21 protein-coding genes and 2 tRNA genes are annotated in these 26,012 nt (G+C 31.8%); 15 read left to right on the top strand and 8 right to left on the bottom strand.

What is annotated here, in order from left to right:
• Positions 1–965: 965 nt before the first annotated feature.
• Both KO500_RS10935 and KO500_RS10940 read left to right on the top strand, forming a co-directional pair.
• The gene (locus KO500_RS10935) at positions 966–2,156 is read left to right on the top strand and encodes a hypothetical protein (RefSeq protein WP_215956588.1); all 1,191 of its coding nucleotides are present in this window, start codon (positions 966–968) and stop codon (positions 2,154–2,156) included.
• 178 nt (positions 2,157–2,334) lie between these two features.
• Positions 2,335–2,724 (top strand): DUF2306 domain-containing protein, encoded by a 390-nt coding sequence (locus KO500_RS10940; protein WP_215956589.1) that lies wholly within the window; start codon positions 2,335–2,337, stop codon positions 2,722–2,724.
• An 88-nt stretch (positions 2,725–2,812) separates the two neighbouring features.
• On the opposite strand, the gene rpsT is transcribed toward KO500_RS10940, so the two are convergent.
• From rpsT to proS, 4 genes are all read right to left on the bottom strand, one after another.
• Positions 2,813–3,067 (bottom strand): 30S ribosomal protein S20, encoded by a 255-nt coding sequence (gene rpsT / locus KO500_RS10945; RefSeq protein WP_215956590.1) that lies wholly within the window; start codon positions 3,065–3,067, stop codon positions 2,813–2,815.
• 50 nt (positions 3,068–3,117) lie between these two features.
• Positions 3,118–3,189 (bottom strand) — tRNA-Glu (locus KO500_RS10950).
• A gap of 66 nt (positions 3,190–3,255) precedes the next feature.
• A tRNA-Glu gene (locus KO500_RS10955) sits at positions 3,256–3,327 on the bottom strand.
• A gap of 78 nt (positions 3,328–3,405) precedes the next feature.
• On the bottom strand, positions 3,406–4,881 hold the full coding sequence (gene proS / locus KO500_RS10960) for a proline--tRNA ligase (RefSeq protein ID WP_215956591.1): 1,476 nt from the start codon (positions 4,879–4,881) through the stop codon (positions 3,406–3,408).
• Positions 4,882–4,977: 96 nt separating this feature from the next.
• Between proS and KO500_RS10965 the strand changes: the two genes are divergently transcribed.
• Positions 4,978–6,042 carry a hypothetical protein gene (locus KO500_RS10965; protein WP_215956592.1) on the top strand — a complete coding sequence of 355 codons (1,065 nt, stop codon included), beginning with the start codon at positions 4,978–4,980 and terminating at the stop codon, positions 6,040–6,042.
• 29 nt (positions 6,043–6,071) lie between these two features.
• Entirely contained in the window at positions 6,072–7,580 is a 1,509-nt protein-coding gene (locus tag KO500_RS10970; protein WP_215956593.1) for an OmpP1/FadL family transporter, read from the top strand.
• Between the two features lie 53 nt (positions 7,581–7,633).
• On the opposite strand, the gene KO500_RS10975 is transcribed toward KO500_RS10970, so the two are convergent.
• Positions 7,634–9,049, bottom strand: a complete 1,416-nt coding sequence (locus KO500_RS10975) for a T9SS type B sorting domain-containing protein (RefSeq protein ID WP_215956594.1) — start codon at positions 9,047–9,049, stop codon at positions 7,634–7,636.
• A 106-nt stretch (positions 9,050–9,155) separates the two neighbouring features.
• Entirely contained in the window at positions 9,156–10,949 is a 1,794-nt protein-coding gene (locus KO500_RS10980; protein ID WP_215956595.1) for a T9SS type B sorting domain-containing protein, read from the bottom strand.
• 135 nt (positions 10,950–11,084) lie between these two features.
• Between KO500_RS10980 and folE the strand changes: the two genes are divergently transcribed.
• Both folE and cysS read left to right on the top strand, forming a co-directional pair.
• Positions 11,085–11,765, top strand: a complete 681-nt coding sequence (gene folE / locus KO500_RS10985; protein WP_215956596.1) for a GTP cyclohydrolase I FolE — start codon at positions 11,085–11,087, stop codon at positions 11,763–11,765.
• Positions 11,766–11,779: 14 nt separating this feature from the next.
• Positions 11,780–13,261 (top strand): cysteine--tRNA ligase, encoded by a 1,482-nt coding sequence (cysS, locus tag KO500_RS10990; protein ID WP_215956597.1) that lies wholly within the window; start codon positions 11,780–11,782, stop codon positions 13,259–13,261.
• On the opposite strand, the gene KO500_RS10995 is transcribed toward cysS, so the two are convergent.
• Positions 13,258–14,175, bottom strand: a complete 918-nt coding sequence (locus KO500_RS10995) for an AraC family transcriptional regulator (RefSeq protein ID WP_252732483.1) — start codon at positions 14,173–14,175, stop codon at positions 13,258–13,260. The genes cysS and KO500_RS10995 overlap by 4 nt on opposite strands.
• 227 nt (positions 14,176–14,402) lie before the next feature.
• Between KO500_RS10995 and exaC the strand changes: the two genes are divergently transcribed.
• The 9 genes from exaC to KO500_RS11040 all read left to right on the top strand — a co-directional run bounded on the left by exaC (position 14,403) and on the right by KO500_RS11040 (position 22,702).
• Complete coding sequence (exaC, locus tag KO500_RS11000; protein ID WP_215956598.1) at positions 14,403–15,926, top strand: acetaldehyde dehydrogenase ExaC; 1,524 nt, start codon at positions 14,403–14,405, stop codon at positions 15,924–15,926.
• Between the two features lie 10 nt (positions 15,927–15,936).
• Positions 15,937–16,314, top strand: a complete 378-nt coding sequence (locus tag KO500_RS11005) for a DUF779 domain-containing protein (protein ID WP_215956599.1) — start codon at positions 15,937–15,939, stop codon at positions 16,312–16,314.
• 83 nt (positions 16,315–16,397) lie between these two features.
• Positions 16,398–16,619 (top strand): membrane protein insertion efficiency factor YidD, encoded by a 222-nt coding sequence (gene yidD / locus KO500_RS11010; RefSeq protein ID WP_215956600.1) that lies wholly within the window; start codon positions 16,398–16,400, stop codon positions 16,617–16,619.
• A gap of 101 nt (positions 16,620–16,720) precedes the next feature.
• Positions 16,721–17,677, top strand: a complete 957-nt coding sequence (gene lgt, locus KO500_RS11015; protein WP_215956601.1) for a prolipoprotein diacylglyceryl transferase — start codon at positions 16,721–16,723, stop codon at positions 17,675–17,677.
• Between the two features lie 4 nt (positions 17,678–17,681).
• Positions 17,682–18,167: a DUF192 domain-containing protein gene (locus tag KO500_RS11020; RefSeq protein WP_215956602.1), complete on the top strand. Its 486-nt coding sequence runs from the start codon at positions 17,682–17,684 to the stop codon at positions 18,165–18,167.
• A 29-nt stretch (positions 18,168–18,196) separates the two neighbouring features.
• Positions 18,197–18,703: a GNAT family N-acetyltransferase gene (locus tag KO500_RS11025; protein WP_252732484.1), complete on the top strand. Its 507-nt coding sequence runs from the start codon at positions 18,197–18,199 to the stop codon at positions 18,701–18,703.
• A 17-nt stretch (positions 18,704–18,720) separates the two neighbouring features.
• Positions 18,721–19,950, top strand: a complete 1,230-nt coding sequence (locus KO500_RS11030; protein WP_215956604.1) for an ATP-binding cassette domain-containing protein — start codon at positions 18,721–18,723, stop codon at positions 19,948–19,950.
• 569 nt (positions 19,951–20,519) lie between these two features.
• Positions 20,520–21,218 (top strand): response regulator transcription factor, encoded by a 699-nt coding sequence (locus tag KO500_RS11035; protein ID WP_215956605.1) that lies wholly within the window; start codon positions 20,520–20,522, stop codon positions 21,216–21,218.
• Positions 21,215–22,702: a sensor histidine kinase gene (locus KO500_RS11040; RefSeq protein ID WP_215956606.1), complete on the top strand. Its 1,488-nt coding sequence runs from the start codon at positions 21,215–21,217 to the stop codon at positions 22,700–22,702. The genes KO500_RS11035 and KO500_RS11040 overlap by 4 nt, the downstream gene beginning before the upstream one ends.
• A gap of 222 nt (positions 22,703–22,924) precedes the next feature.
• Here KO500_RS11040 and secDF read toward each other — a convergent pair whose 3' ends face one another.
• On the bottom strand, positions 22,925–25,897 hold the full coding sequence (gene secDF, locus KO500_RS11045; protein ID WP_215956607.1) for a protein translocase subunit SecDF: 2,973 nt from the start codon (positions 25,895–25,897) through the stop codon (positions 22,925–22,927).
• Positions 25,898–26,012: the final 115 nt, after the last annotated feature.

Raw genomic sequence — 26,012 nt, forward strand, 5'->3', positions numbered from 1 at the left:
TATTACACTTAGTTTTTTAGTGATTTTAGCCTCATTGTACAGGTATTCTAAATACTTCGATAGTAAATTAAAGCATTTTCCAATACTAATAATGTATGTTTTTCTAACAGAATTACTAGGTCTTATCATTAACTTAGACCCAGAAAAAAACCCTTTCTTCACTAATCTATACTCAAAATACAATTTTTTAATTTACAATATATATGACATACTCTTTTTTGGATATTTTTTTTATTTGTATTGGCATTATTCAAATTCAAAAAAATTAATTTTTATTGGCTCCTTAATATATTTCTTTTCCTTTATTATCAATTTATTATTTACAAACATAATAATCTATCCTTTAATTTTCTCTTATACAATTGGAGGAATTGTACTAATACTTTCTGCAAGTATGCTTTTAAAGGAAAATATTAAAAAAAGTTTATTTAAAAAAAGCATATTATTCTGGATTAGCTTAGGACTTATAATATTTCATATTGGCTTTATCCCGATAAACATATTATACACCTTAAGATCAATTGAACTAAACTTTTTTTTATCTAAAATTCATCTAGCATTAGTAGTATTAATGTACGGTTGTTTCATATATGGTTTTATTCAAATGAAGGGTAAATTAAAAGACTAGACACAAAATCTCCCCACTTAATCATTAATAAAAATACAAAACTTCAAATTCTTTAAAAAACTGCTTTACAACAACTTATTTTAAATTTAATATCATTACCTAGCGATTAAATTCTAACTCAGAATTAAAAATTAAATCATACAATACTAATTAGATTAATTTAATAAGCTAATTAACACATTTAGCCCACAATACCCTTCATAAGGTAAATTATAAAATGCTATAGTGAGTATACTTTTTTTGTAATATTTTTTTGTTAAAAAAAGTTAAGTTATTACTGTTTAGTAATTTAAAATTATAACTACTTTTAAGGAGAACCCTAAATATTATTTAAAAAATGACAACCAACAATTTAAAAGCAGTTTTCTACGTTTCAATTTCCATTTTATTATATAGCTGTAATAAAGAGTCTATAAACGAAATTGAAATTCAAGAAACCTTAAGCCTACAAGCTAGTGAAAGTGATTACTTAGATTATGGAATCTACTGGTTTAACTCTGAAAATGAATCTACAAAAGGCTATGATGAAAAAAATGATAAAAAAATTGAAGTTTCATCTTCCTATTATGACGCTTCAAAACCTACAGTAATTTACTTTCATGGATGGCAATTAGATAGTTCTATTGATGAATATAATAGAGAAGATTTTCAATTTACAGATAGTGAATATGATACAAATATTAACACTGTAGAAATATGGAAAAGAAAAGGTTGGAACGTAGGAATATTCTACTGGAATCAATTCGCCGATGAATCTGAACTTAAAGATGCAGAAGCAAAAATATGGAGTATAAATGGGCCAAAAAACATGCGTTACAGGCTTAGTGATGGCTCGTATTCAGAAGAGCAATCTCCCACAAGTTCTTTAGCTCAAGAAGCCTACAATCAAATTAGCGAAATAATAGCAGAAAACACAAGTAACGATATTAGATTTGTAGGTCACTCTTTAGGCAATCAATTAGCTAGTTACACTGCATTTCTATTTAGTGAAGCTATTTCCAACAATGAAATTCCTTTAGAAATTATGCCTAATAGACTTGAACTTTTAGATCCTTTTTGGAGCAAAGACGCCAAAAACTATTTAACAGACTATAATGGAGACGGAAGTAATGATTGGACTGGTGAACGTGTTAGATGGTATATTGATGAAATGATTAAAAAAAATAATTTAGCAACTACATGGTATAGTTCCTCATTAATTTTAGATGCTGGAATTGGTGATCAAAATGAATCTTTAAAAGATATTGTAACCTACCAAAGTCAAAGATATTGGTATGTAGATGCTATTAGTATCGGAGAAAAACATGTAAATACAAGACACAGTTATTTTTGGTCTTTAGAATTTGACGCTCCATTAGAAGTTAAAGTTAATTGGCTATTACAAAGAAAGGAGACAGGAAATACAACCGCTTCTGCTTCGACTACAATAGAAAGAATTAGAGAAATGATGGGTGATGAGAATTATTGGGATCAAGTAGAAGGAAGATACACCCCAAGCCCTGAAGATGATAAATTTCAAATAAAATAAAAATACAATTTAATTTTAATACGTATACATTAAAAATTAGACTTAGAGTTTCATTACAAATCAAAGAAAAATACTTTAAGTCTAATTTTTTTACAATTCAGTTTACATATACTACAATTGAGAATAACAATTTAAAAACGAAACATATAAAGTCATTTTTTTGATAAAAAAATAAAGAATGACAACTTACAAAGTACTTATGTTTTTACACTTGTTCACAGTAGCACCGTGTATTTTTATTGGAGCCTATCTATTATTAAATAAAAAAGGAACTAAAAATCATCGAATAATAGGCAAAATTTACTTATCACTAATGTTTTTCACCGCTATGGTAAGTTTATTGATCCCTGCAAAGGTTGGTAGTCAGCTTTTAAATCATTTTGGATGGATTCATTTATTTAGCTTACTAACACTCTATTCCGTTCCCACAGCAATAATAGCCGTAAAAAAAGGAGACATTAAAGCTCATAAAATAAAAATGAGAATGTTATACTTTGGAGCGCTTATAATTGCAGGAGGATTCACCTTAGCACCAGGTAGGTATTTACATAACTTGTTTTTTGAATAAAGAATAAGTATCAAAAAAGTTTAAAACGAAAAAAAGCATTCAATATAAAATTGAATGCTTTTAAATATTATAGAAAAGTAAATATAGCTTATGCTAAAGAAGCAATTTGCTTAGATAATTTACTTTTTAAGTTAGCCGCCTTATTAGAATGAATAATATTACGCTTAGCTAATTTATCAATCATACTAACAACAGTAGGAAATAAAGTTTCAGCCGCTTTCTTATCTTCTTCAGCACGTAACTTTCTTAACGCATTACGCATTGTTTTATGTTGATATTTGTTACGTAAACGTACTGCTTCGTTTCTTCTAATTCTCTTTAATGCTGACTTGTGATTTGCCATTTTATTTTTTGTTTTGTTTAATCAGGATATTATCCTAAATTTTTTAAAAGTAGTCCGTAGGGGAATCGAACCCCTGTTACCAGGATGAAAACCTGGCGTCCTAACCCCTAGACGAACGGACCAAATAATTATGTAATAAAACTTAAATTACTAAAAACAACTTACAAAAGTCATACTTAGTTAATCTGTAGTCCGTAGGGGAATCGAACCCCTGTTACCAGGATGAAAACCTGGCGTCCTAACCCCTAGACGAACGGACCAATATTTTGCGTAATTGCGGATGCAAAAATACAACTATTTTTCACTATTGCAATAGCAAATTATATTTTTTTTCAAAATTAATATGCCTTTGCGAATAATACGCGTTTAGTTGAAGGTTTTCCACTCACGATACACACACCACTTTCTTCTTTTGCTTCTATGGGAATGCAACGTATCGTTGCCTTTGTCTCATTTTTAATTTGTTCTTCTGTTTCTTTTGAGCCATCCCAATGCGCTGCAATAAAACCTCCTTTATTTTCTAAAATTTCTTTAAATTCTTCATAAGAATTTACTTCTGTGATATGATTTTCACGATAATCGAGTGCTTTATTGTAAATATTTTCCTGAATATCTTCTAGTAAAAACTCAATTTTCGCTACAATATCATCTGCATTTATAGTCTCTTTTTCAAAAGTATCTCTACGTGCAACTTCGTAGGTGTTATTTTCCATATCACGCTTACCAATTGCCAAACGAATAGGAACTCCTTTTAATTCATATTCAGCAAATTTAAATCCTGGCTTATATGTATCTCTATTATCAAACTTCACAGAAACACCTTTAGAGCGCAATTCTTTAATCAGTGGATCAACTCTATCTGAAATTTGATCTAATTGTTCTTCCCCTTTATAAATAGGCACAATAACCACTTGTATTGGCGCTAATTTTGGTGGTAACACCAAACCATGATCATCACTATGCGTCATTACTAAAGCCCCCATTAATCGTGTAGAAACTCCCCAAGATGTTGCCCAAACCAATTCTTGCTTACCTTCTTTTGAAGCAAATTTAACATCAAAAGCTTTTGCAAAATTCTGTCCTAAAAAGTGAGAAGTCCCCGCTTGTAACGCCTTACCATCTTGCATTAACGCCTCAATACAGTAAGTTTCAACAGCACCAGCAAAACGCTCGCTTTCCGTTTTAAATCCTTTTATAACAGGCACAGCCATGTGCTCTTGAGCAAAATCAGCATAAACATTCATCATTTGTTCCGCTTCTGCAATTGCTTCTTTTTCAGTAGCATGAGCAGTATGTCCTTCTTGCCATAAAAATTCTGCAGTACGTAAAAATAAACGAGTTCTCATTTCCCAACGTACAACATTCGCCCATTGATTTACTAATATTGGCAAATCTCTATAAGATTGAATCCATTTTCTATAAGTATCCCAAATAATAGTTTCTGACGTTGGTCTAACAATTAACTCTTCTTCTAATTTTGCTTCAGGGTCAACAATTACACCACTACCATCTTCTGCATTTTTCAACCTATAATGTGTTACTACAGCGCATTCTTTTGCAAAACCTTCAACATGGCTAGCTTCTTTGCTTAAATAAGATTTAGGGATAAATAATGGAAAATAAGCATTTTCATGCCCTGTCTCTTTAAACATTTTATCTAAAGCTGCTTGCATTTTTTCCCAAATAGCATATCCATAAGGTTTAATTACCATACAACCTCTAACTCCTGAATTTTCAGCCAAATCGGCTTTAACCACAAGTTCATTGTACCATTTAGAATAATCCTCGCTTCTCTTCGTTAGTTTTTTACTCATTATTGTAAGTTTGGCACAAAACTTGCGCCTTATTATATGAAATAGTTCGGTAAAACTAACTATTTTTACATTGTTCAACAATTAAATTTTTTAATGATGACTCATTCTCCTACCAGTAACAAAATCAGATTCGCAATATACACGCCAATTTTGGCTTTACTTGTAATTTCATGTGGTTCATATCAACAATCATCTTATTATGATAATGATGGTATTTACTCAAATGAAAACCAATATGTTTCAAGGCAACAACCGCAACAGGTTCAAAATACAGAAAACAAGTACGCTACTTATTTCGGACAAAAAGCAGATGAATATCAAGAAATTTTAGATAATGAAGACAATGAAATTTTTACTGATATTGATGGTTATTATAGCCAAGCTTACATTGAGGGAGAAGACGATGTTGTTTATGATGACGAGGTTTATTACGAAGATGACTATTACAATGGTTATGGAAATTGGGGTGATAACCCAACTAGTGTTTCCATTTCGTACAATGATAACTGGGGATACAATGGCTACAATAATTGGGGTTATTACGGTTACGGTTATAACAATTGGGGCTGGGGTGGTTACTACAATGGCTACTGGGGCAGACCTTGGGGATGGAACAACTGGGGTTGGAATAGTTATTACGGCTGGAACGGATTTTACGGATACAATAGACCTTATTACAGCAGATATAACAGTTACAATAGATTCAACAATAGGTATTTAACTTACAATAGAGCTAGAATAAACTCAATAAACGCTAGATATTCTAACAGTAGATCAAACGCGACATCAAGAAGAGCTTCATCTACCACAGGACGTTCATCTGCTACAACTTCTAGAAATTCACAATATAGAACTAGCAGAAGCACAAGAACGCAACCTACGTATACACGTTCAGCGTCTGGAAGAATTTATAGAACTGGCACAACAAGTAGAACATATACTCCCAGAACATCAAGAAGTACAACTACTTCCCGTTCAACATCAAGAACATATACTCCTAGAACATCAAGAAGTAGTTCTACAAGCAGAGCTAGCACACCTTCAAGGTCATCATCTTCAAGCCGTAGTTCTAGTAGAAGCTCTAGCAGCACCTCAAGAAGTTCTGGAAGTTCTAGCAGAAGTTCAAGTGGCTCTAGGTCATCTTCAAGTAGAAGAAATTAATTGATTAAAAATTTATTTAAATTCATAAAATGAAAAAACATATTCTTTTCATAGTAGGACTTACATGCTTTTTTTCAAATGCTCAAAACATTAATGATGTTCTTTTATACAGTAAAGACAACACACAAGGAACTGCCCGTTACCAAGCAATGAGCGGTGCTTTCGGGGCATTAGGTGGCGATTTGTCTTCATTAAATGTAAACCCTGCAGGATCAGCAGTTTTTAACAATAGTCAATTTACTATCTCTGCTTCAAACTACAATGTGAAAAATGAAGCATATATGAACGTTGATTTTGCTCCAAAAACTTCAACAAACGAATTTAACTTCAATCAAATAGGTGGTGTTATTGTTTTAAATAGCAAAAACCCTAATAGCAATTGGAAAAAAATTAGTTTAGGTTTCAATTTTGATAAAGTTCAAGATTTTAATAGCGAATACACAGCTTCTTATAATACAGCAAACGGCATAGATAATTATTTTTTAAGCTTTGCTGATGGAGAACAACTTGGTCTTTTACAAATACAGAATGGAGAATTTATTGAAGAAGCTTATTTAGATATCGGTGCCAGCTTAGGTTTCGGTAGTCAACAAGCCTTTTTAGGTCTATATGGGGGGTTAATTAATGCTATAGACCCTGATGATGAAAATAATATTGCTTACGAAAGCAATGCTACTTATACGACCGTAGATCAAGAATACAGAAAAGTTACGAGCGGGTATAATGATAGATACACGTTTAATATTGGAGGACAATACCGAGATGATCTTTATTTAGGAGCTTCAATAAATATTAATAGTATTTATTATGAGCAACTTAATGAGCTTACTGAAACTGGTTATGATGCAAGTTCTCAAATACAATTTGCATATTTTGACAACTTTTTAATTACCGATGGAAATGCTTTTTCTTTTGACCTTGGAGCTATTAAAAAAATTAATAATAACGTAAGATTAGGTGCTAGTTATAAATCACCAACATGGTACAGACTTGAAGATCAATTTTCACAACAGATTAATTCTGATTTAGCTGACAATGAAATTGACTTTATTAATTTTAATATTGTTAATCTATATGAAAAGTACACCATAAAAGTTCCTAGCGAATTAACAGGTAGTGTGGCAGTTATATTTGGCACTAATGGCTTATTAAGTTTAGATTACAGTTACCAGGATATGTCAAAAGCAGAACTTAGACCAGAAAGTGACCCATCATTTGAAAGCCAGAATGAATTAATAAGCGAAGAGTTGGGAGCAGTATCTACTTTTAGACTTGGTGGAGAATACAGAATTAAACAATTTAGCTTAAGAGGTGGTTTTAGGTACGAAGAAAGCCCTTATAACAACAATACTATTGGAGACTTAACAGGCTATTCCAGTGGTATTGGATTCAATTTTGGACCTAGTAAACTTGATTTGGCTATAAATACATATTCGCAAGATAGTAAAGAATCAGTTTTAAGCACAGATGCTACACCAACTTTAAATGTTGACCGTACAAACACCAATGTAACTTTATCATATACGGTGAATTTTTAATAAATTTAACACCATATAAATTTAATATCTAAAAGACTCACAAAAGTGGGTCTTTATCTTTTTAAACTAAAATGAGTTTGGAGTGGTCTTGCAACAATTAAACCATCTTCTTGATCGCCGGATTCAAACTTAAACCAATAATCAGAAGCTGGCATTTGTTTCCCTACAAAAGTACCATCCCAAGATGTATTAGCATCTAATTGCTTTAATAATTTACCATATCGATCAAAAATGTACACCACAGGATCGTCAAAAGTATCTATACCTTGAATGTTCCATGTGTCGTTAATACCATCACCATTAGGAGTGAAAAATTTAGGATAACCTACCATTAAAAATTCTTCTGGCTCAGTGATTCCACAACCATTCAAATCATTAATAGTAATTGTATTTAAACCTGGCGGGATATCATAAAACTCTGGATCTTCTTGAAATTCACCGTCGTTTAAAGCATATTCGTAAGAACCGTTTCCTCTCAAATCCTCAACAATAACTCTAATATTATTTTGATCAGGATCATTTGAAACATTTGAATTTACAATTACTATTTCTTCTAAAACCGGAATTGTAAATATGGTAATTAAAATATCATCTACATAGGTATCCGCCAAACTTGTAGCTATCTCAACAAAATACCTACCTGAACTCGCTAAGTCAGTTGTTACAATTAGCTCTTCTTCCGCTGGCCCAGTTGCCAAAACTGCATCAATTACTCCATCGTCTTCATAATCAACGCTCCAAGTAACATTTGCTATATCAGGTCCTGCAGGTGACCTTAAAGCACTTAAAGTAATATCTTCATCACCTTCACATGCAAAAATATCGAGCCCCAAAAACTCATCTCTTAACGTACAATCCAGAGCAGTATCTTGATCAGCTTCAACTGAACTACCTGTAAATGTTAATTCAAACGGTTCGGAATCTCCATCAAAATTTGTACTAAAATTATTTATTAAGATATAATACAGTTCGCCTTCTTGAACATCTAACCACTCATCATACGTATTTAAACTCTGCGTAAGATTAGGCATTCCTTCTTGTCCATTTTCAGGATTTACCCCTACACCTGTAAAGCTAGTTTCATTCACCTCATAATTACAACGAATGGGTTGCGCTGTACCATCACTTATAGTGGCGCAATCAACATCAGGACCATAAACAGCAAAATCCCATTCTGCTGTATCAGAAAGGGCTTCAATATCAAAACCAACTTCACCATCAGTTCCTGCTCTAAACACAAACCAAGATGTGTTATGCTCAATATTTGCAGAACTTACACTTCCTTTTTCCAAACAACCAGTTTCCGTAATAACCTCAGGGTCAAAATCTTCAATATCTCCTAAACCATCTGCAGTTCCTAAATACGGAGTATCTGCACATACAGGTATTGCTGTTCTACAATCTGGAGAATTTTGTGCGCTTACCGCAGAAAATAGTGCTAAAAATAGAAGGCTAAAAAATAATTTCATCTCGTTAAAAACCTGTTATACCTATAAATAACATGATTTACGCAATTTTAGTACAATTAGCCTTGAATAATTGCTTTTAATCGATGAAATACGCTTTAAAAGAGAATTACCTTTTTAAAGAAAAATGACTATTTAAGTATTTCGCTTCGGTTCTGGCGCCATCATTATTCACGTACGTGAGTTTAAACCAATAATCAGAAGCTGGCATTTGAATGCCATTATAAAACCCTTCCCAATCAGGATCTGTAGTTGATAATTGTTTAATTAACTTACCGTAACGATCAAATATTAAAACACTTGCATCGGTTAATTCATCCCAACCAGCAATAGACCAAGAGTCATTTATACCGTCGCTATTAGGTGTGAAAAATTTTAAAAAACCAATTACTACAATACTTTCAGAGACTTCACCACAACCATTTAAATCGTTTACGTAAACAATATGCTCACCAGCCAATACATCCTTAAAAATAGGTGATGATTGGTATGCTCCGTTATCAAGTTTATATTCATAATCACCGTTGGTGGTTGTTTCAATAGTCACAGAGTTTTCTTCCTGAAGATCATCAATAATTACGTTTGAAATTTCAGGACTTAAAGACACAATTACCTCAATTTCAAAAGTTTCACTACAAATTATAGCACCTATTGCATTTGTAATGGTTAGCTCATAAACACCTGATGATGGCACATTTATGGTAGCTGTATCTTCACCAGAATCCCACATATAACTGTAACTAGTATCAGGCGTATCATCACCAACAACTACATTAGATTCACCTTCACATTGATACACAACTAATGGAAAATCTTCTTCAATTTCTTCTGAAATAATGAGATTAAAGTCTTGCGAAACGTCATAACACTTTGGGTTTTCAAAAGAGCTTAACCTAACATAGACAGTCTCAGTACCACTAGTTTTAAAATGATTTACATCAAGTGCGTTTTCACCATTTACAGCATCATTAAAAGTTGCATAATACGAAACCACAAAATCGTCTGAACTTTGAGAGCCCAATACTTCAGCATCAAAACTTGTTAAATCAATAAACTCATCATCATAACAATAAGTGGAATCAACTACATCATTTGCAATAGGATTTAGAGTAAAATAAACCTGTACTTCACCAACAATATCTTCGGTAGTTGTACGTACCATAGCTCTATATAAAGCAGACTCAGTAACTTCTAAAGTTGCATTATTTTCTCCAATGATTTGCTCATAACCACTACCAATATCTTTAAACCAATCATAAGAAATCGCATCGCTAGTAGTTGCATCTAATTCTACAAAATCAGACTCACAAGCAGCAATTGGTGGGCCCAATAAAGTATTATTAATAAAACAATCTAAAGCATCATATGGGTTTGCTACAAAAATATTACCAGAGAATTGAATAGAAAAACCTGAGTTTACATTCGAAAAATTATTAATTAATAGGTAATAATCCTCACCAGGTTCAACCTCAAGCCAATCTTCATAATTAATATTTTCGGTATTACCAGTGGGGTCTTCTCCTACCCCAAGAAATTTATTTTCATCATCATTATCTAAAAAATTACAACGAACAGGTTCACCTAAATTATCACAATTATCAGAAGCATAAAGAGCAAAATCCCAATCTTCAGATTCATCTACGCTAATATTAAAACCTAATTGCCCTGACGCGCTTGTTCTAAATCTATACCAAGCCGAGTTAGATTCAATTGCACCCGATAATGTTTTCTCTAAACACCCTGAAGTATCAGCATCATCAAAGTCATCTACTCCATACCCATTTGTACCACTATTTACAGGCGTATTATCGCAAATTGTAACAGCAGTAGAACAATCTGGAGATACTTGTGCTACCAAAAAATTATACAAGAATAAAAAAGTAAAAAGTAGACAATATCTCATTTAAAATTGGTTGAGCGTAAGTTCAAAATTAAAAACACGACAAACGACGCACTAATTAATGTTGTGTAACAAGGTAAACATGCTGTTAAATATTAGATTATGTATATCTTTGCACGACTTAAGAGATGATTAAAAATGAAAATTGATAGCGCAATAGAAGAGCAATTTGACCAAATGGGTGATGATCACATATCTTCTTCTGAAGATACGCCTTTACGCGACAATGCTTTTGCATTAAGTGATGATGAAAAAATTGTCAAAATTAAAGAAAACGTTACTCAAATACTTGAAACACTAGGTCTTGACCTTACAGATGATAGTTTAAAGGGAACTCCTAACCGAGTTGCTAAAATGTTTGTAAACGAAATATTTTCTGGTTTGCACCCAGATAAAAAACCGAAGTCTTCTACATTTGATAACAAGTATAAGTACGGTGAAATGTTAGTTGAAAAAAACATAACACTTTACAGTACTTGTGAGCACCATTTACTACCTATAGTTGGGCGAGCTCATGTTGCCTACATATCAAACGGTAATGTCGTAGGTTTATCAAAAATGAACCGAATTGTAGATTATTTTGCAAAAAGACCTCAAGTACAAGAGCGTTTAAATATTCAAATAGTTCGCGAATTGCAGAAAGTTTTGAATACTGAAGATGTTGCATGTATTATTGATGCTAAACATTTATGCGTGAACTCAAGAGGAATCCGTGATATTGAAAGTAGTACAGTTACTGCAGAATATGGTGGTAAATTTAAAGAGGAAGCTACAAGACGTGAGTTCTTAAATTTTATAAAACTAGAAACTAAATTTTAAAGTTTTTATCTCGAATGCAATTATATAAAAGCCAGCCTTTAAAGGTTTACAATTCATTAAACGGACAAAAAGAAGTATTTGAATCAATTAGCGAAGGCTATGTTGGCATGTATGTTTGCGGACCTACAGTCTATAGTAATGTACACTTAGGTAACTGCCGTACTTTCATGTCTTTTGATATGATTTTTAGATACCTAAAACATTTAGGTTATAAAGTAAGATACGTTCGTAATATTACCGATGCTGGCCATTTAGAGAATGATGCAGACGAGGGTGAAGATAAGATTGCAAAAAAAGCTCGTTTAGAACGTATAGAACCTATGGAAGTAGTACAGCGATATACTGTAGATTTTCATACGATTCTTCAAAAGTTCAACTTTTTACCTCCTAGCATAGAGCCAACTGCTACGGGTCATATTATTGAGCAAATTGAAATTATAAAAGATATTATTGAAAAAGGTTTTGCATACGAGATAAATGGTTCTGTTTATTTTAATGTACCAAAATTTAACGACTCTCATAATTACGGGAAACTTAGTGGTCGTAAGCTTGAAGATATGATATCAAATACTCGTGAGCTTACCGCTCAAGACGAGAAAAAAAGTCCGCAAGATTTTGCCCTTTGGAAAAAAGCAGAGCCACAGCATATTATGAGATGGCCTTCACCTTGGGGAGATGGTTTCCCTGGTTGGCATCTTGAGTGTACTGCTATGAGCACAAAATACTTAGGCAAAACTTTTGACATTCACGGTGGCGGTATGGATTTAAAATTCCCACATCACGAGTGTGAAATTGCACAAGCAGAAGCTAGTAATGGTACTTCACCCGTTAAATATTGGATGCATGCTAATATGCTTACCATGAATGGTAAAAAAATGGCTAAATCAACAGGCAATAACATTCTACCTGAAGAAATATTTACTGGAGAAAATAACATACTCTCAAAAGCTTTTTCACCTACTGTTGTTCGCTTTTTTATGATGCAAGCACATTACACGAGCATATTAGATTTGAGTAATGATGCACTATTAGCATCAGAAAAAGGGTATACAAAATTAATGGATGCTATTAACGCTATTGAAGCTCTGAACACATCAAACACTTCTACTTTTGATGTTAGTGCATGGAGACAAAAGTGTTATGATGCTATGAATGATGACTTTAATTCTCCTACACTTATTGCTCATTTATTTGAAGCTGTTAAACAAATAAATGCTTTAAAAGAAGGTAAAGCTAGCATAACTGAAAGCGATAAAACACTTTTACAAGAAACCTTAAATGCTTTTGTATTTGACGTTTTAGGTTTAGAAAACAAAAATACTTCTGCTACAGACAGTGACAAATTACCTGATGTAGTTTCGCTATTAATACAATTGAGAAAAGAAGCTCGTGACAATAAAGATTTTGCCACATCCGATAAAATTAGAGATCAATTAGCTGCTTTAGGTATCCAACTTAAAGATGGTAAAGATGGCACAACATTTAGTGTATCTTAATACAGATGTTGCTTCATTTTTAATTGATATTCCCCTGGAGAAATATGTTGTTTGGTTTTGAAAACACGGTTGAAATAAGACCTGCTTTCAAAACCACACTCCATATAAATATCTTTTATCTTTCTTTTAGAATTTTGAAGAAGACTTACTGCTAGTTTTATTCTTTCATTATTTATAAAACCAATAGGTGAAAGCCCTAATTCATTTTTAAAAGTGCGATGAAAATGTGACGGACTCATACAAGCCTTTTTACTTAATTCTTCAACAGTTAAAGATTCATGTAGGTTTTCTCTAATATATTTCACAATAAATGTAAGCCTACTCTCCTCGGCTAATGCTAATGTTTCTGGCGTATAAATCATTCGTTCATTAGTCTGCAATATTCTAATAATTAGCTCTCGAAGCATATTATCTACAAAAAAATCTTTTGATTGATGGTTTTCTGTAAACAAAAAAAGTAGTCTTTGTAGTATTTGATATATCCCTAAGTCATTTACAAAATGAAAATTGTAATCCATTAACCCCCACTCATTACCGTTATCTTTCGGCATATTTTCATTCATTAACCTTAGCACATTCTTAATTTTATCTTCAGAAATAGCCATTGCTAAACATTTTGTTGGGTTTTTATATTTCGCTTCAGGAAAATCAATGCACATGGTTTCATTTGCTGGTAATATTAAAGACTCTCCTGGTAAAAAATCAAATGATTGATGCTCTCGTAAATGCATCACTTTTCTACCTACAATCATACTTGCTAAAACAGGCTGATCAAAACTCAACAGAACCTCGCTAGCTTGTTTATGAGTTTCAAAAATATGCAAAGCTGCACTCTTTAAAGTATAAGAAGTTTTATTTTCAACTAAAGACTCTAATTTTCTATTCTTTAGAAAATCATCGGACAACTCAATCATAACAAATAACGATTTAAATAATTTATCACCTTACATTATATTGAATATATAAAATTATAAGTTAAAAAATCTTAAATTAATAATAAATAGCAGAATTGTACATCAAATTGATAGAATTATTCAATCAATTTAAAAAGATGAAAACTAATTTTATAAGGTGATTGACAATCAACATATAACAATTCATATCACAGAAAATGTTATTAATCTTATAAAATATTTAAACTATGAGCAATATACAAACAGCAGAACGCAACACATTAGAAAAACCAAAATTCAAAAATCAATATGACAATTATATTGGTGGAAAATGGGTTTCACCTACAAATGGAAAATATTTTGAAAACAAATCTCCCGTAGACGGCAACAACTTCACCAAAATTGCGAGGTCAACGTCTGAAGATGTAGAAAAAGCAATTGATGCCGCTTGGAAAGCTGCACCTGAATGGAACAGTTCATCTGCAACCAAAAGAAGTAATCTGCTTTTAAAAATTGCTGATGTTATGGAGAAAAACTTAGAAATATTAGCAAGAGCGGAAACCTGGGATAATGGAAAGGCATTACGTGAAACAATGGCTGCTGATTTACCTTTAGCTATTGATCATTTTAGATATTTTGCAGGAGTTATTAGAGCCGAAGAAGGTTCTGTTAGTGAGTTAGACGCTAATACTGTAGCTTTAAATGTTACTGAACCACTTGGTGTTGTTGCTCAAATAATTCCTTGGAACTTCCCTATACTTATGGCAACGTGGAAGGTTGCACCGGCATTGGCCGCAGGAAACTGCGTTGTATTAAAACCAGCAGAACAAACACCTGTTAGTATTTTGGTTTTAATGGAACTTATTGAAGATATTTTACCAGCTGGTGTATTAAATATTGTAAATGGCTTTGGTGCAGAAGCAGGCAAACCTTTAGCTTCAAGTTCACGAATTAACAAAGTTGCTTTTACAGGTGAAACTACTACCGGACAATTAATTATGCAATATGCGTCAAAAAACATTACACCTGTTACGCTTGAATTAGGTGGAAAATCACCAAATATTTTCTTTGAAAACATTATGGATGCTGATGATGATTTCTTTGATAAATGTATTGAAGGCGCAGTAATGTTTGCTTTAAATCAAGGGGAGATATGTACCTGCCCTTCACGCATGCTTGTTCAAGAAAGTATTTATGACAAATTTATTGAACGCGTAGTTGAGCGTACTAAAGCAATTAAAATCGGCCATCCGTTAGACCCAACAACCATGATGGGTGCACAAGTATCAAATGATCAATATGAAAAAATACTAAACTATATTAAAATTGGTAAAGAAGAAGGTTGTGAACTTATCACGGGTGGCGAAGCTGCTTACAATGAAGGTTTAGAAGGTGGTTATTACATTCAACCAACTATATTAAAAGGAAATAATAAAATGCGTGTTTTTCAAGAAGAAATTTTTGGCCCCGTATTATGTGTCACTACTTTTAAAGACGAAGCAGAAGCTATTGAAATAGCAAATGATACACTATATGGTTTAGGTGCTGGTGTTTGGACTAGGGACACACACCAAGCATATCAAATATCGCGTGCTGTGAAAGCGGGTAGAGTTTGGGTAAACTGCTACCATTTATACCCTGCACATGCTCCTTTTGGTGGTTACAAAAAATCTGGGATAGGTAGAGAAAATCATAAAATGATGCTTAGCCACTACCGTCAAACTAAAAACATGCTAATTTCTTACGACAAAAAAGCGCAAGGATTCTTTTAAAAAAAATGATATGAATGTACCAAGAGTCTTAATTACCGATGAAGCAAAAAACATAGTATCACAACTAAAAGCCACACATGGTGAACTTATGTTTCACCAAAGTGGTGGTTGCTGTGATGGCTCTGCTCCTATGTGTTTTGAGAAAGATGATTTAATCTTAAATGAAAATGATGTTTTTTTAGGTATCATAGCAGGTTGCGAATTTTACATGTCAAAAGATCAATTTGAATATTGGAAACACACCCAACTATTAATTGATATTGTTGAAGGCCGAGGTGCTAGTTTTTCTTTAGAAATACCTTTAGGTTATCGGTTTATGACTAAATCACGTTTATTTACCGAAGTTGAAGAAAAACATTTAAAACCTATTTCTTTTGCTACAACATAATTATTAAATAATACTTAAAAACCCGCTATTCAGCGGGTTTTTCTTTTTTAGATTATTGTATTTTTGTTTAGAATATTTTCTGAATGAAAAAAATATTAATCGCTCCATTTATTTTGCTAGTTCGTTTTTACCAAGTGGTAATTTCACCTTATACACCAGCAAGTTGTAGGTATGTACCAACTTGCTCACAGTATACACTTGAAGCATTAAAAAAGCATGGTTTATTTAAAGGTGGTTGGCTAAGTTTAAAACGTATTATAAGTTGTAATCCTTGGGGAGGAAAAGGTCACGACCCTGTACCTTGATTAAATTAACCATTTACTTTTTATAAATTTATTTTTTCTTTACACAGCAACTGGCTGTCTAGCTGGTATTTTCTTATCTTAGCCCTTCAAAATTATTATAAATGTACTTTTTAGGTATTACTTGGAATCCGAATGACACTTTATTCAACATCGGTTTCATCCAAATAAAATATTATAACCTACTTTGGATCGCCGCTTTTGCTGTGGGATGGTATATAATGAAGAAAATTTTTCTGAAAGAAAATAAAACGCTTGAACAATTAGATTCTCTTTTTATTTATACTGTTTTAGCAACTATGTTAGGTGCTCGTTTAGGTCACGTTTTCTTTTATGATTGGGCGTATTACCAAAATCATTTATTAGAAATTTTACTACCAATTCGCGAAACAGCCGATGGCAATCTATTTGGTTTTATTAGTGGTTATGAATTTACTGGTTTCACTGGGCTTGCTAGTCACGGCGCAACGATAGGTATTATACTTGCTATATTTCTATACACTAAAAAACACCCTGAATTTAAAGTTTTATGGATTTTAGATCGTTTGGTAATACCATCAGCAATTGGTGCATTTTTTGTTCGTCTGGGTAACTTTTTCAACTCTGAAATTGTTGGTAAAACGGTAGAAAAGTCATTTATATTTGCAACAAAGTTTGTTCGTAATTCTGATGATTTACCTGCTTATAGAGCAATGCAATTAACTAAAGCAAAAACTGCAAATGTTGCTTATGATTTAATTGAAAACAACCCTAAATACGCTGATGTTTTAAATGCTATTCCATATAGGCATCCAGGACAATTATACGAAGGCATTTGTTATATTTTTGTGTTTTTAATTTTATCGTATTTCTACTGGAAAACTGATAAAAAAGATAAACCAGGATTCTTATTTGGTACATTTTTAGTGCTTTTATGGTCTGTTCGTTTCTTTGTTGAATACGTAAAAGAACGCCAAAACTCACTTGACGCATCCATGGAAGTATTAGCTATTGGGCAATGGCTAAGTATCCCTTTTATTATTATTGGCCTTTATTTCATGTTCAGACCAACTAAATCATAATTAAATGTTTAGAACGTTATTTGTTATACTTTTCTGCGCTTCAATCTGCATTACTTCATGTAAAGATGAGCAAAAAAATATTGTAAAAACTGAAGCGGTAATCTTTGAAAAAGAAGGTGAGCTTAAAATTTATAAAGAAAAGACAGATTCTATAATTGCGCAATTTGATATTGAAATTGCTGACAGTGATTATGAAACTGAAACAGGATTAATGTACCGAGAGTCAATGAAAAAAGATTGTGGTATGCTTTTTATTTTTCCTGATGTTGCTATGCATTCTTTTTACATGAAAAATACTGAAATCCCATTAGACATTATTTTTATTGATGAGAATATGCGCATTGCAAGTTTTCAAGAAAATGCCGAACCACATAACGAAATAGGATTATCATCTCAAGTTCCTGTAAAATATGTTTTAGAATTAAATGCGGGCTTAGCACAAGAACTTCTTTTAGAAGTTAAAGATAGTATCTCTTTTACAAAACAATAAATTTCCACTACCAGATGAATGACTATTTAATGGATAGCGTAACATCTGAACGTTTATTATTCAGAAAAATCACTTCTAATGATTTTGAAAAGTGGTTGCCCTTTCATAAAGACAAAAGAACTTCTGAATTTTGGTCAGGACTACCAAAAAACCCAATAGAAGCTTGTCATCAAGATTTTGATCGAACATTGTTTAGATATGAAAATAATTTGGGCGGCAAACTTGCGCTGATTAACAAAAGTAATGGTGAATTTATTGGCTTGTGTGGTTTATTGGTTCAAAAGGTCAATAATATAAAAGAAATTGAAATAGCCTATTCACTTCTGCCTGAATATTGGTATAAGGGTTTTGCAACAGAAGCGGCTCAGAAATGTAAAATATATGCGATTGAGAATAAATTAGCTAAGTCATTAATATCTATAATACATATTGACAATAAACCATCACAAAAAATCGCTCAAAATAACTTGATGAATATTGACAAAACAACCACATACAATAACAATCCTGTTCATATATTTAGAGTTCATATTTAATTTTCACTTACACAAGCATGCAACACTTTACAATATTTATTAATAACACTACTGATACATCAAGTTTCATTAACGGTATACTTGAAAAAAGAGCTACTTCTGTATTTGAGAAATTTAACGCTTTAAAAGGTTCAATTCTATCAAAAAGCAAAATAGATGAGTTTATTAATGAAGAAGAAAAACATGATATTAAAACGGTTACAGAAGGACTTTCACAGACCTTAAAGTCAATGTCTAGTGGTGAGCAAAAGAAAATTGTTTTAAAACATTTACTCACAACCAATCTTGACTATATAATCTTAGATAACCCTTTTGATAATTTAGATTTTAGCTCAAAAGAGCAACTTAAAATCACACTTAAAGAGTTAGCTTCTGAGATTACTTTTATTCTACTTATCAGCAGAAAAAGTGACGCCTTAGATTTTATAAAAAATGAATTTAAATTTCAAACTAATGGTAATTTAACTGAAGTTGAAAAAAATGAAGAAACTATAATTCATAAAGACTATTTTAAATTTAAAATACCAGGACCATTAGAAAAAATAGCTTACACCGATGACATTTTAATTTATTTAAATAACGTATCTGTAAGTTATGAAGACAAACCAATAATTACTAATATTAATTGGGCAATTAAAAAAGGAGAGTTTTGGCAGCTAAAAGGTAAAAATGGTAGTGGAAAAACTACGCTACTATCTATGATTACTGGTGAAAACAGTAAGGGTTATGGTCAAGATTTGTATTTATTCGGAAAAAAGAAAGGTAGCGAAGAAAGCATCTGGGATATCAAGAAAAAAATAGGTTACTACTCTCCTACTTTAACCAATAATTTTTATGGTGAACACACTGTGCAACACATGCTTATTTCTGGCTTAAATGATTCTATTGGCCTATACAAATACCCAACTGAGACACAAATTAGCTTAGCACAAGAATGGCTTAATGTTTTAAATATTCAACACTTAAAAAATAGTATTTTTATTGAACTACCCATTGGACAACAACGATTAATAATGGTAGCTAGAGCAATGATAAAGCATCCTTTATTACTAATACTTGATGAGCCTACTGAAAATTTAGATGATGAAAGTGCTTCTTTATTTGTTGCCTTAACAAATAAAATAGCTCAAGAAAGCACAACAACCATATTATTTGTTTCTCATAGAGATGAACCTGGTTTACTGCCTGAAAATATATTTGAATTGAAGAAAAGCAAAAGTGGCTCTTACGGAACTATTATAAAATAAAAGAGAGCTAAAATAAGCTCTCTTTCAAAAAAAGTATAAAATTTAATTGTCCTGAAACAGTTCACTAGGGATAACTAACTCCTATATTTGAAACAAGTTTTGTTTTTCAATAGCTTTCAACTCCTATATCGCTAGCCTAAAGTTTAAAAAACAAATAGATCTTTACGATTATCAAGATTAAGTTCTACTCTAATTACTACTATTTCACATCTTAATTTATTCGGAAACATTTAGCCATTGAAGACTTAACTTAAAAAAATCTTCAAGAAGTGGTTTACTAAGATTTTTAGTTTTTGTAAATAAAAGTATCACAACAACCTTATTACAGGCATAAAATATTCAACAATCAAATTAAATATAATCTCCTGCTTCACAAAAACTTATTTGAAAAAAAAATCAAAATAAGCCAATCCTAAATAATTAAAGTTTCTGCAACATTTGTAAGGAGCGCTTTTTAATGACTACTAATAAAAAACGAGTTTCTCCTGAACCTCATTTTTAGCCGTTTACCTATAAATCAAAATCTGTGATACTTCCGTGATACTTTTTAACTTCATTCGTATTTAATTATGAAAAACATCTTAATAATTGAAGATGATTTAGAAATAGTACAACTATTAGAAATTCATCTTACCGACCAAACATACAAAACCTCAAAAGCAACCGATGGCGCAATGGGACTTAAAATGGCCCTTGAAAATAATTACGATCTAATTATACTTGACTTAACACTGCCAAGTATGAATGGTATTGAAATATGTAAAAATGTTAGAGCCGAAAAAAGCACTCCTATTATTATGCTAACAGCAAAATCTGAAGAGATAGACCGTGTATTAGGACTTGAAATTGGAGCTGATGACTACATTACCAAACCTTTTAGTATTCGTGAACTTTTAGCGCGTATAAAAGCAGTTATGCGAAGAACAAATACTATTAAAGAAGATAAAAAAGATTCTTCATTAATTACCATTGACGGCTTAAAAATTGATGTAGACAAACGCAAAGTTTTACTTAACGAAGACAAAATAGAACTTTCTCCAAAAGAGTTTGAACTACTGGTTTTAATGGCTAACAATCCAGGGAGAAATTACTCAAGAACAGAATTATTGAATATTATTTGGGGATATAATTTTAACGGTTATGAACATACTGTAAACTCACATATAAACAGACTAAGAGCTAAAATAGAGTCTGACATGGCAAACCCACATTACATACTCACCACATGGGGAGTTGGTTACAAATTTAATGAAGATATATACTCATGAGTACAGAATACAAAACACTTACCCCTAAGTTAATTAAAAAACTATGGCTTGCATTTGGCTTTTTAGTACTATTGATGGGCGTCTCTTATATATTTATAACGGGTTATTACGCTAATAAATACAATAAGGCTACCATACAGCAAGTAAATGCAAATGTTGCAAACCATGTAATACAAGAGAAATTTTCAAATGCTTCACCATTTTTAGAAGATGGAAGTGTAAACAAACAATTGTTTGGTGATTTGATGCATGATATGATGGCAGTAAATCACAGTATTGAGGTTTACCTATTAAATGACATTGGTGAAGTTTTATATTCTGTGGTGCTTGATAATGACAGTTCAGTAACCAAAACAGTAGCATTAGCACCTATTAAAAAATTTATAGCTGCAGATGGTAAAATATTTATTGAGGGTGATGACCCTAGAAATCCAGATTCAAAAAAAATATTCTCTGTTGCACCATATAGTGTTGAAGAAAAAAAAGGCTTCGTATACATTATTTTAACAGGAGAAGATTTTTTAAATATTAGCGAAAACCTATTAAGCTCATATTTTAAACAATTAGGTTTTGGAGCAACACTTTTAACTATGGTATTCTCTGCAATAATTGGTTTGTTGAGCATCTGGTTCTTAACTAAGAATTTACGAATCATTACAAATACTGTTATTAGGTTTAGAGAAGGAGATTTAAATGCAAGAATTGAAAACCCAGAAGGTTCAGATATTGAAGTATTTGCACATTCGTTTAATGATATGGCAGACACAATTGTTGATAATATGGAAAAAATGAAATCAGTTGATACACTTAGAAGAGAATTAATTGCAAACGTATCACACGATTTACGTACACCGTTAGCAATTTTAAAAGGATACATTGAAACTTTACAAATTAAGAAAGATTCATTATCAGAAAAAGAAAAGGATAACTACTTGCAAATTACACATGATAATGTAGACAAATTATCTAATTTAATTAATCAGTTATTTGAGTACTCTAAACTAGAAGCTGAACAAATATCACCAATTAAAGAACCATTTTCTATCACCGAACTGTCTTACGATTTGATTGCTAAATTTAAAGTTATCGCTCAGAAAAAAGAAATAATCTTAACATTAGATTGTCCTGAAGAAAACTGTTTGGTTTTTGCCGATGTAAGTTTAGTTGAAAGAGCATTACAAAATCTTCTTGAAAATGCTATTAAGTATACTGATCCTTATGGGGCCGTAACTCTTTCATTAAGCAAATTATCTAAAAATATTGAAATTAATATTTCAGATACCGGAACAGGAATACCTGTAAATGAACAGCCTTTTATTTTCGATCGTTACAAACAAGTTGATAAAGCTAGTAAACAAGGTTCTGGCTTAGGTTTAGCAATTGTTAAAAAGATAATGGATTTACATGAAACTACGATTACAGTTTTAAGCAAGCCTAAAGAAGGAAGTTCTTTTGTATTTAATTTACCAGCATATCAAGGTTAATTAAGTACCAAATAGCTCTAATATTAAAAAGCCTTAGAAACCTTAGTTTCTAAGGTTTTTTAATTATCTAAAATCATAACTAATTCATTATTTACTACAATTAATAATAAACAACATTAAAAATCTAACTAACAACTTTAACTAGCTCTTACTAAATAAATAAAGCCCTGAAAGTTATACTTTCAGGGCTTCATTATTATAATTTAAAATGAAAATTAGAATCTATTCTTCTTTTCCACCTTTTTGAATTTTACTTTTTAATGTATCAAACATTACAGGAGTTGCAATAAATAATGAAGAGTATGTACCTACTAATACACCTATAATCATTGCAAACATAAATCCTCTTAATGAATCTCCACCAAAAGCGAATATTGCGATAAGCACAATAACAGTAGTTAATGAAGTATTCAGTGTTCTACCTAATGTACTGTTTAATGCTAAATTTGTGTTTTCACCAGCTTTCCAACCTCTTTCACCAACTATTTCTCGAATACGATCAAATACAACCACCGTATCATTCAGTGAGTAACCAATTACAGTTAAGATTGCCGCTATAAATGCTTGATCAATCTCCATATTAAAAGGCATTATTTTTCCGAAGATAGAGAATATGCCCAATACAATTAAAACATCATGGAAAACTGCAACTACAGCACCTAATGAGAATTGCCATTTACGGAAACGGAATAAGATATATAAAAATACCACTGCTAATGAACCTATAATTGCCCATAAAGCATTGTTCTTAATATCATCTGCAATAGTAGGACCTACTTTTACAGATTGCATAATACCTACCGTTTTTACATCACTAGCAACAGTAAACTCTTCATAAGTTAATCCGTCTGGCAAATATTTCTGTAATGTTGTATAAAGCTTTTTTTGAATTTCATTATCAACCTCAATACCTTCAACCTCTACTTTATAAGGTGTTGTTATTTTCACTTGATTGTCATCACCAAAAGTTTTCACATTAGTACCACTACCAAATACACTGTTTAATTCTGTTGCCATTTCAGAAGGACTTACAGCCTGTTCAAAACGAATTTGGTAAGAACGACCTCCAACAAAATCAACACCTTGCTGTAAACCAGGACCGAATAGTAATGAATACAACCCAACAACAACTAAAGCTGATGATAAAATATATGCGATTTTTCTTTTAGATAGGAAATCAACATTAATATTTTTAAATAAGTTTTTAGTAATTCCTGTTGAGAATTCTAATTTTCTGTCTTTACCAGATAAGTACCATTCGATTAACAATCTTGTGACAAATATCGCTGTAAATAAAGAAGTTAAAATACCTATAATTAAAGTAGTAGCAAAACCTTTAATTGGTCCTGAACCAAATATGAAAAGAATAATTGCAGTAAGACCAGTTGTAATGTTTGCATCTAAAATAGATGATAATGCGTTACTAAAACCATCTGCAATAGCTAAGGCTTTACCTTTACCATTTGCAATTTCTTCTTTTATACGCTCAAATATAAGTACGTTCGCATCAACCGACATACCAATTGTTAATACAATACCAGCAATACCAGGTAATGTTAATACAGCTTTTATACTTGTTAATACACCAAATATTAATAAGATGTTGAATAATAAAGCAATATCGGCAAAGGCACCTGCTTTACCATAATAGAAAATCATCCATAACAACACAAATAACATTGCAATTGCAAATGAATTGAAACCACTTGTAATTGCTTCTTGACCTAATGAAGGACCAACAATTTCTGATGCAATAATTTCTGCTCTTGCAGGTAATTTACCCGCTCTAAGAACATTTGCAATATCTTTTGTTTCATTGATTGTGAATGTACCTGTAATTTCAGTACGTCCACCAGATATACCACCTACTACAGAACAACCTGGAGCAGTGTACACTTTATTATCAAGTACAATTGCAATACCAGTACCATTAACATTAGCATCACTTGTAAGTTTTTGCCAATCTTTAGCACCTTTAGTATTCATACTCATACTAACTGCAGGTCTGTTACTAGTATCGAAAACATCACTAGCATCACTAACAACATCACCACTAATCCTTGGAGCAGCAGCTCTATTTGATTTTAAAGCATATAGTCCAACTACTTCAGCTCCTTCAGTTGGTCTTTCCCATAAGAATTTTACAAATTGTAATTCTTTAGGAATAATTCTTTTAATTTCTGGCATATTTAAATATGCGCTTATTTGAGCTGTATCATTAACTGATGCTCTAATAAATGAGAAACCATTTGGATCTGCAGGAATTAATAAATCAATTAATGGATTTACTTGACTAGCAAAATCAATAGAATCTTGAGATACATCTGAAAGTAAAGAATCTATCTCAGACTCTTGTTTAGAAACCGTTTCTGGCTCTTCAACCTCAACAATAGTTTTTAATTTTTCATTTACATCGTATAAGAATCTACTTAAATATTGATTGTCTGGTCTGTAAGTTTCCCAGAATTCTAATTGCGCTGTACTAGAAAGTAACTCTTGTGCTCTTGCTATATCTTTAGCTCCTGGTAATTCAACCAAAATACGACCTGAAGTACCTTCTCTTTGAATGTTTGGTTGAGAAACACCAAAACCATCAATACGTTCTCTTAATACTTCAAAAGCAGACACAATTGATTCGTCAATTTTAGTTCTAATGATAGGCTTTACCTCGTCATCAGACATTTGAAAATTAACAACATCACTTAATCCTTTATTAGCAAAAATTTCAGGAGAAGCTAATTTTGAATCTCCTTTTAAGTTTTCAAAAGCTTCAAAAAATAGATCTACATACGTATCACTACTATTTTTTGATGCTGTATCAGCTTCAGCTAAAGCCTTGTTAAAAGCTAAATTTTTAGTGTTATTTGCTAATCCTTTTAAAATATCTTTTACTGATATTTGTAAAGTAACATTAATACCACCTTTTAAATCTAACCCCTTGTTAAGCTCTTTTTTCTTCGCATCATTATAGGTTGTAAAACCTAAAATTGATTCATCTCCAATAGAGTCTAAATACTTGACTTCTAAATCTTTTCTTTGACTTAGGTAATCACTTTCAGTACTAGCTATACTGCTTGCTGCATTACTTGCCGCTTTCTTCTCAACACTGTTCGCGATGAACGTGTATGATAACTGGTAAATACTTACCAATCCAAACAAAAAAGCGAAAAGCTTTATAAGACCTTTATTTTGCATTAGTTACTATATTAATTTCTGGTTTTTTTTGTAAGCGTGCAAATATATCATTAAAGAAAGGAAATGACAATAATTTTTTGCATTTATAAGCAAGGGCAGTTATCACATTGACAAC

Source organism: Cellulophaga baltica (assembly GCF_018861125.1).
Taxonomy (GTDB): domain Bacteria; phylum Bacteroidota; class Bacteroidia; order Flavobacteriales; family Flavobacteriaceae; genus Cellulophaga; species Cellulophaga baltica_A.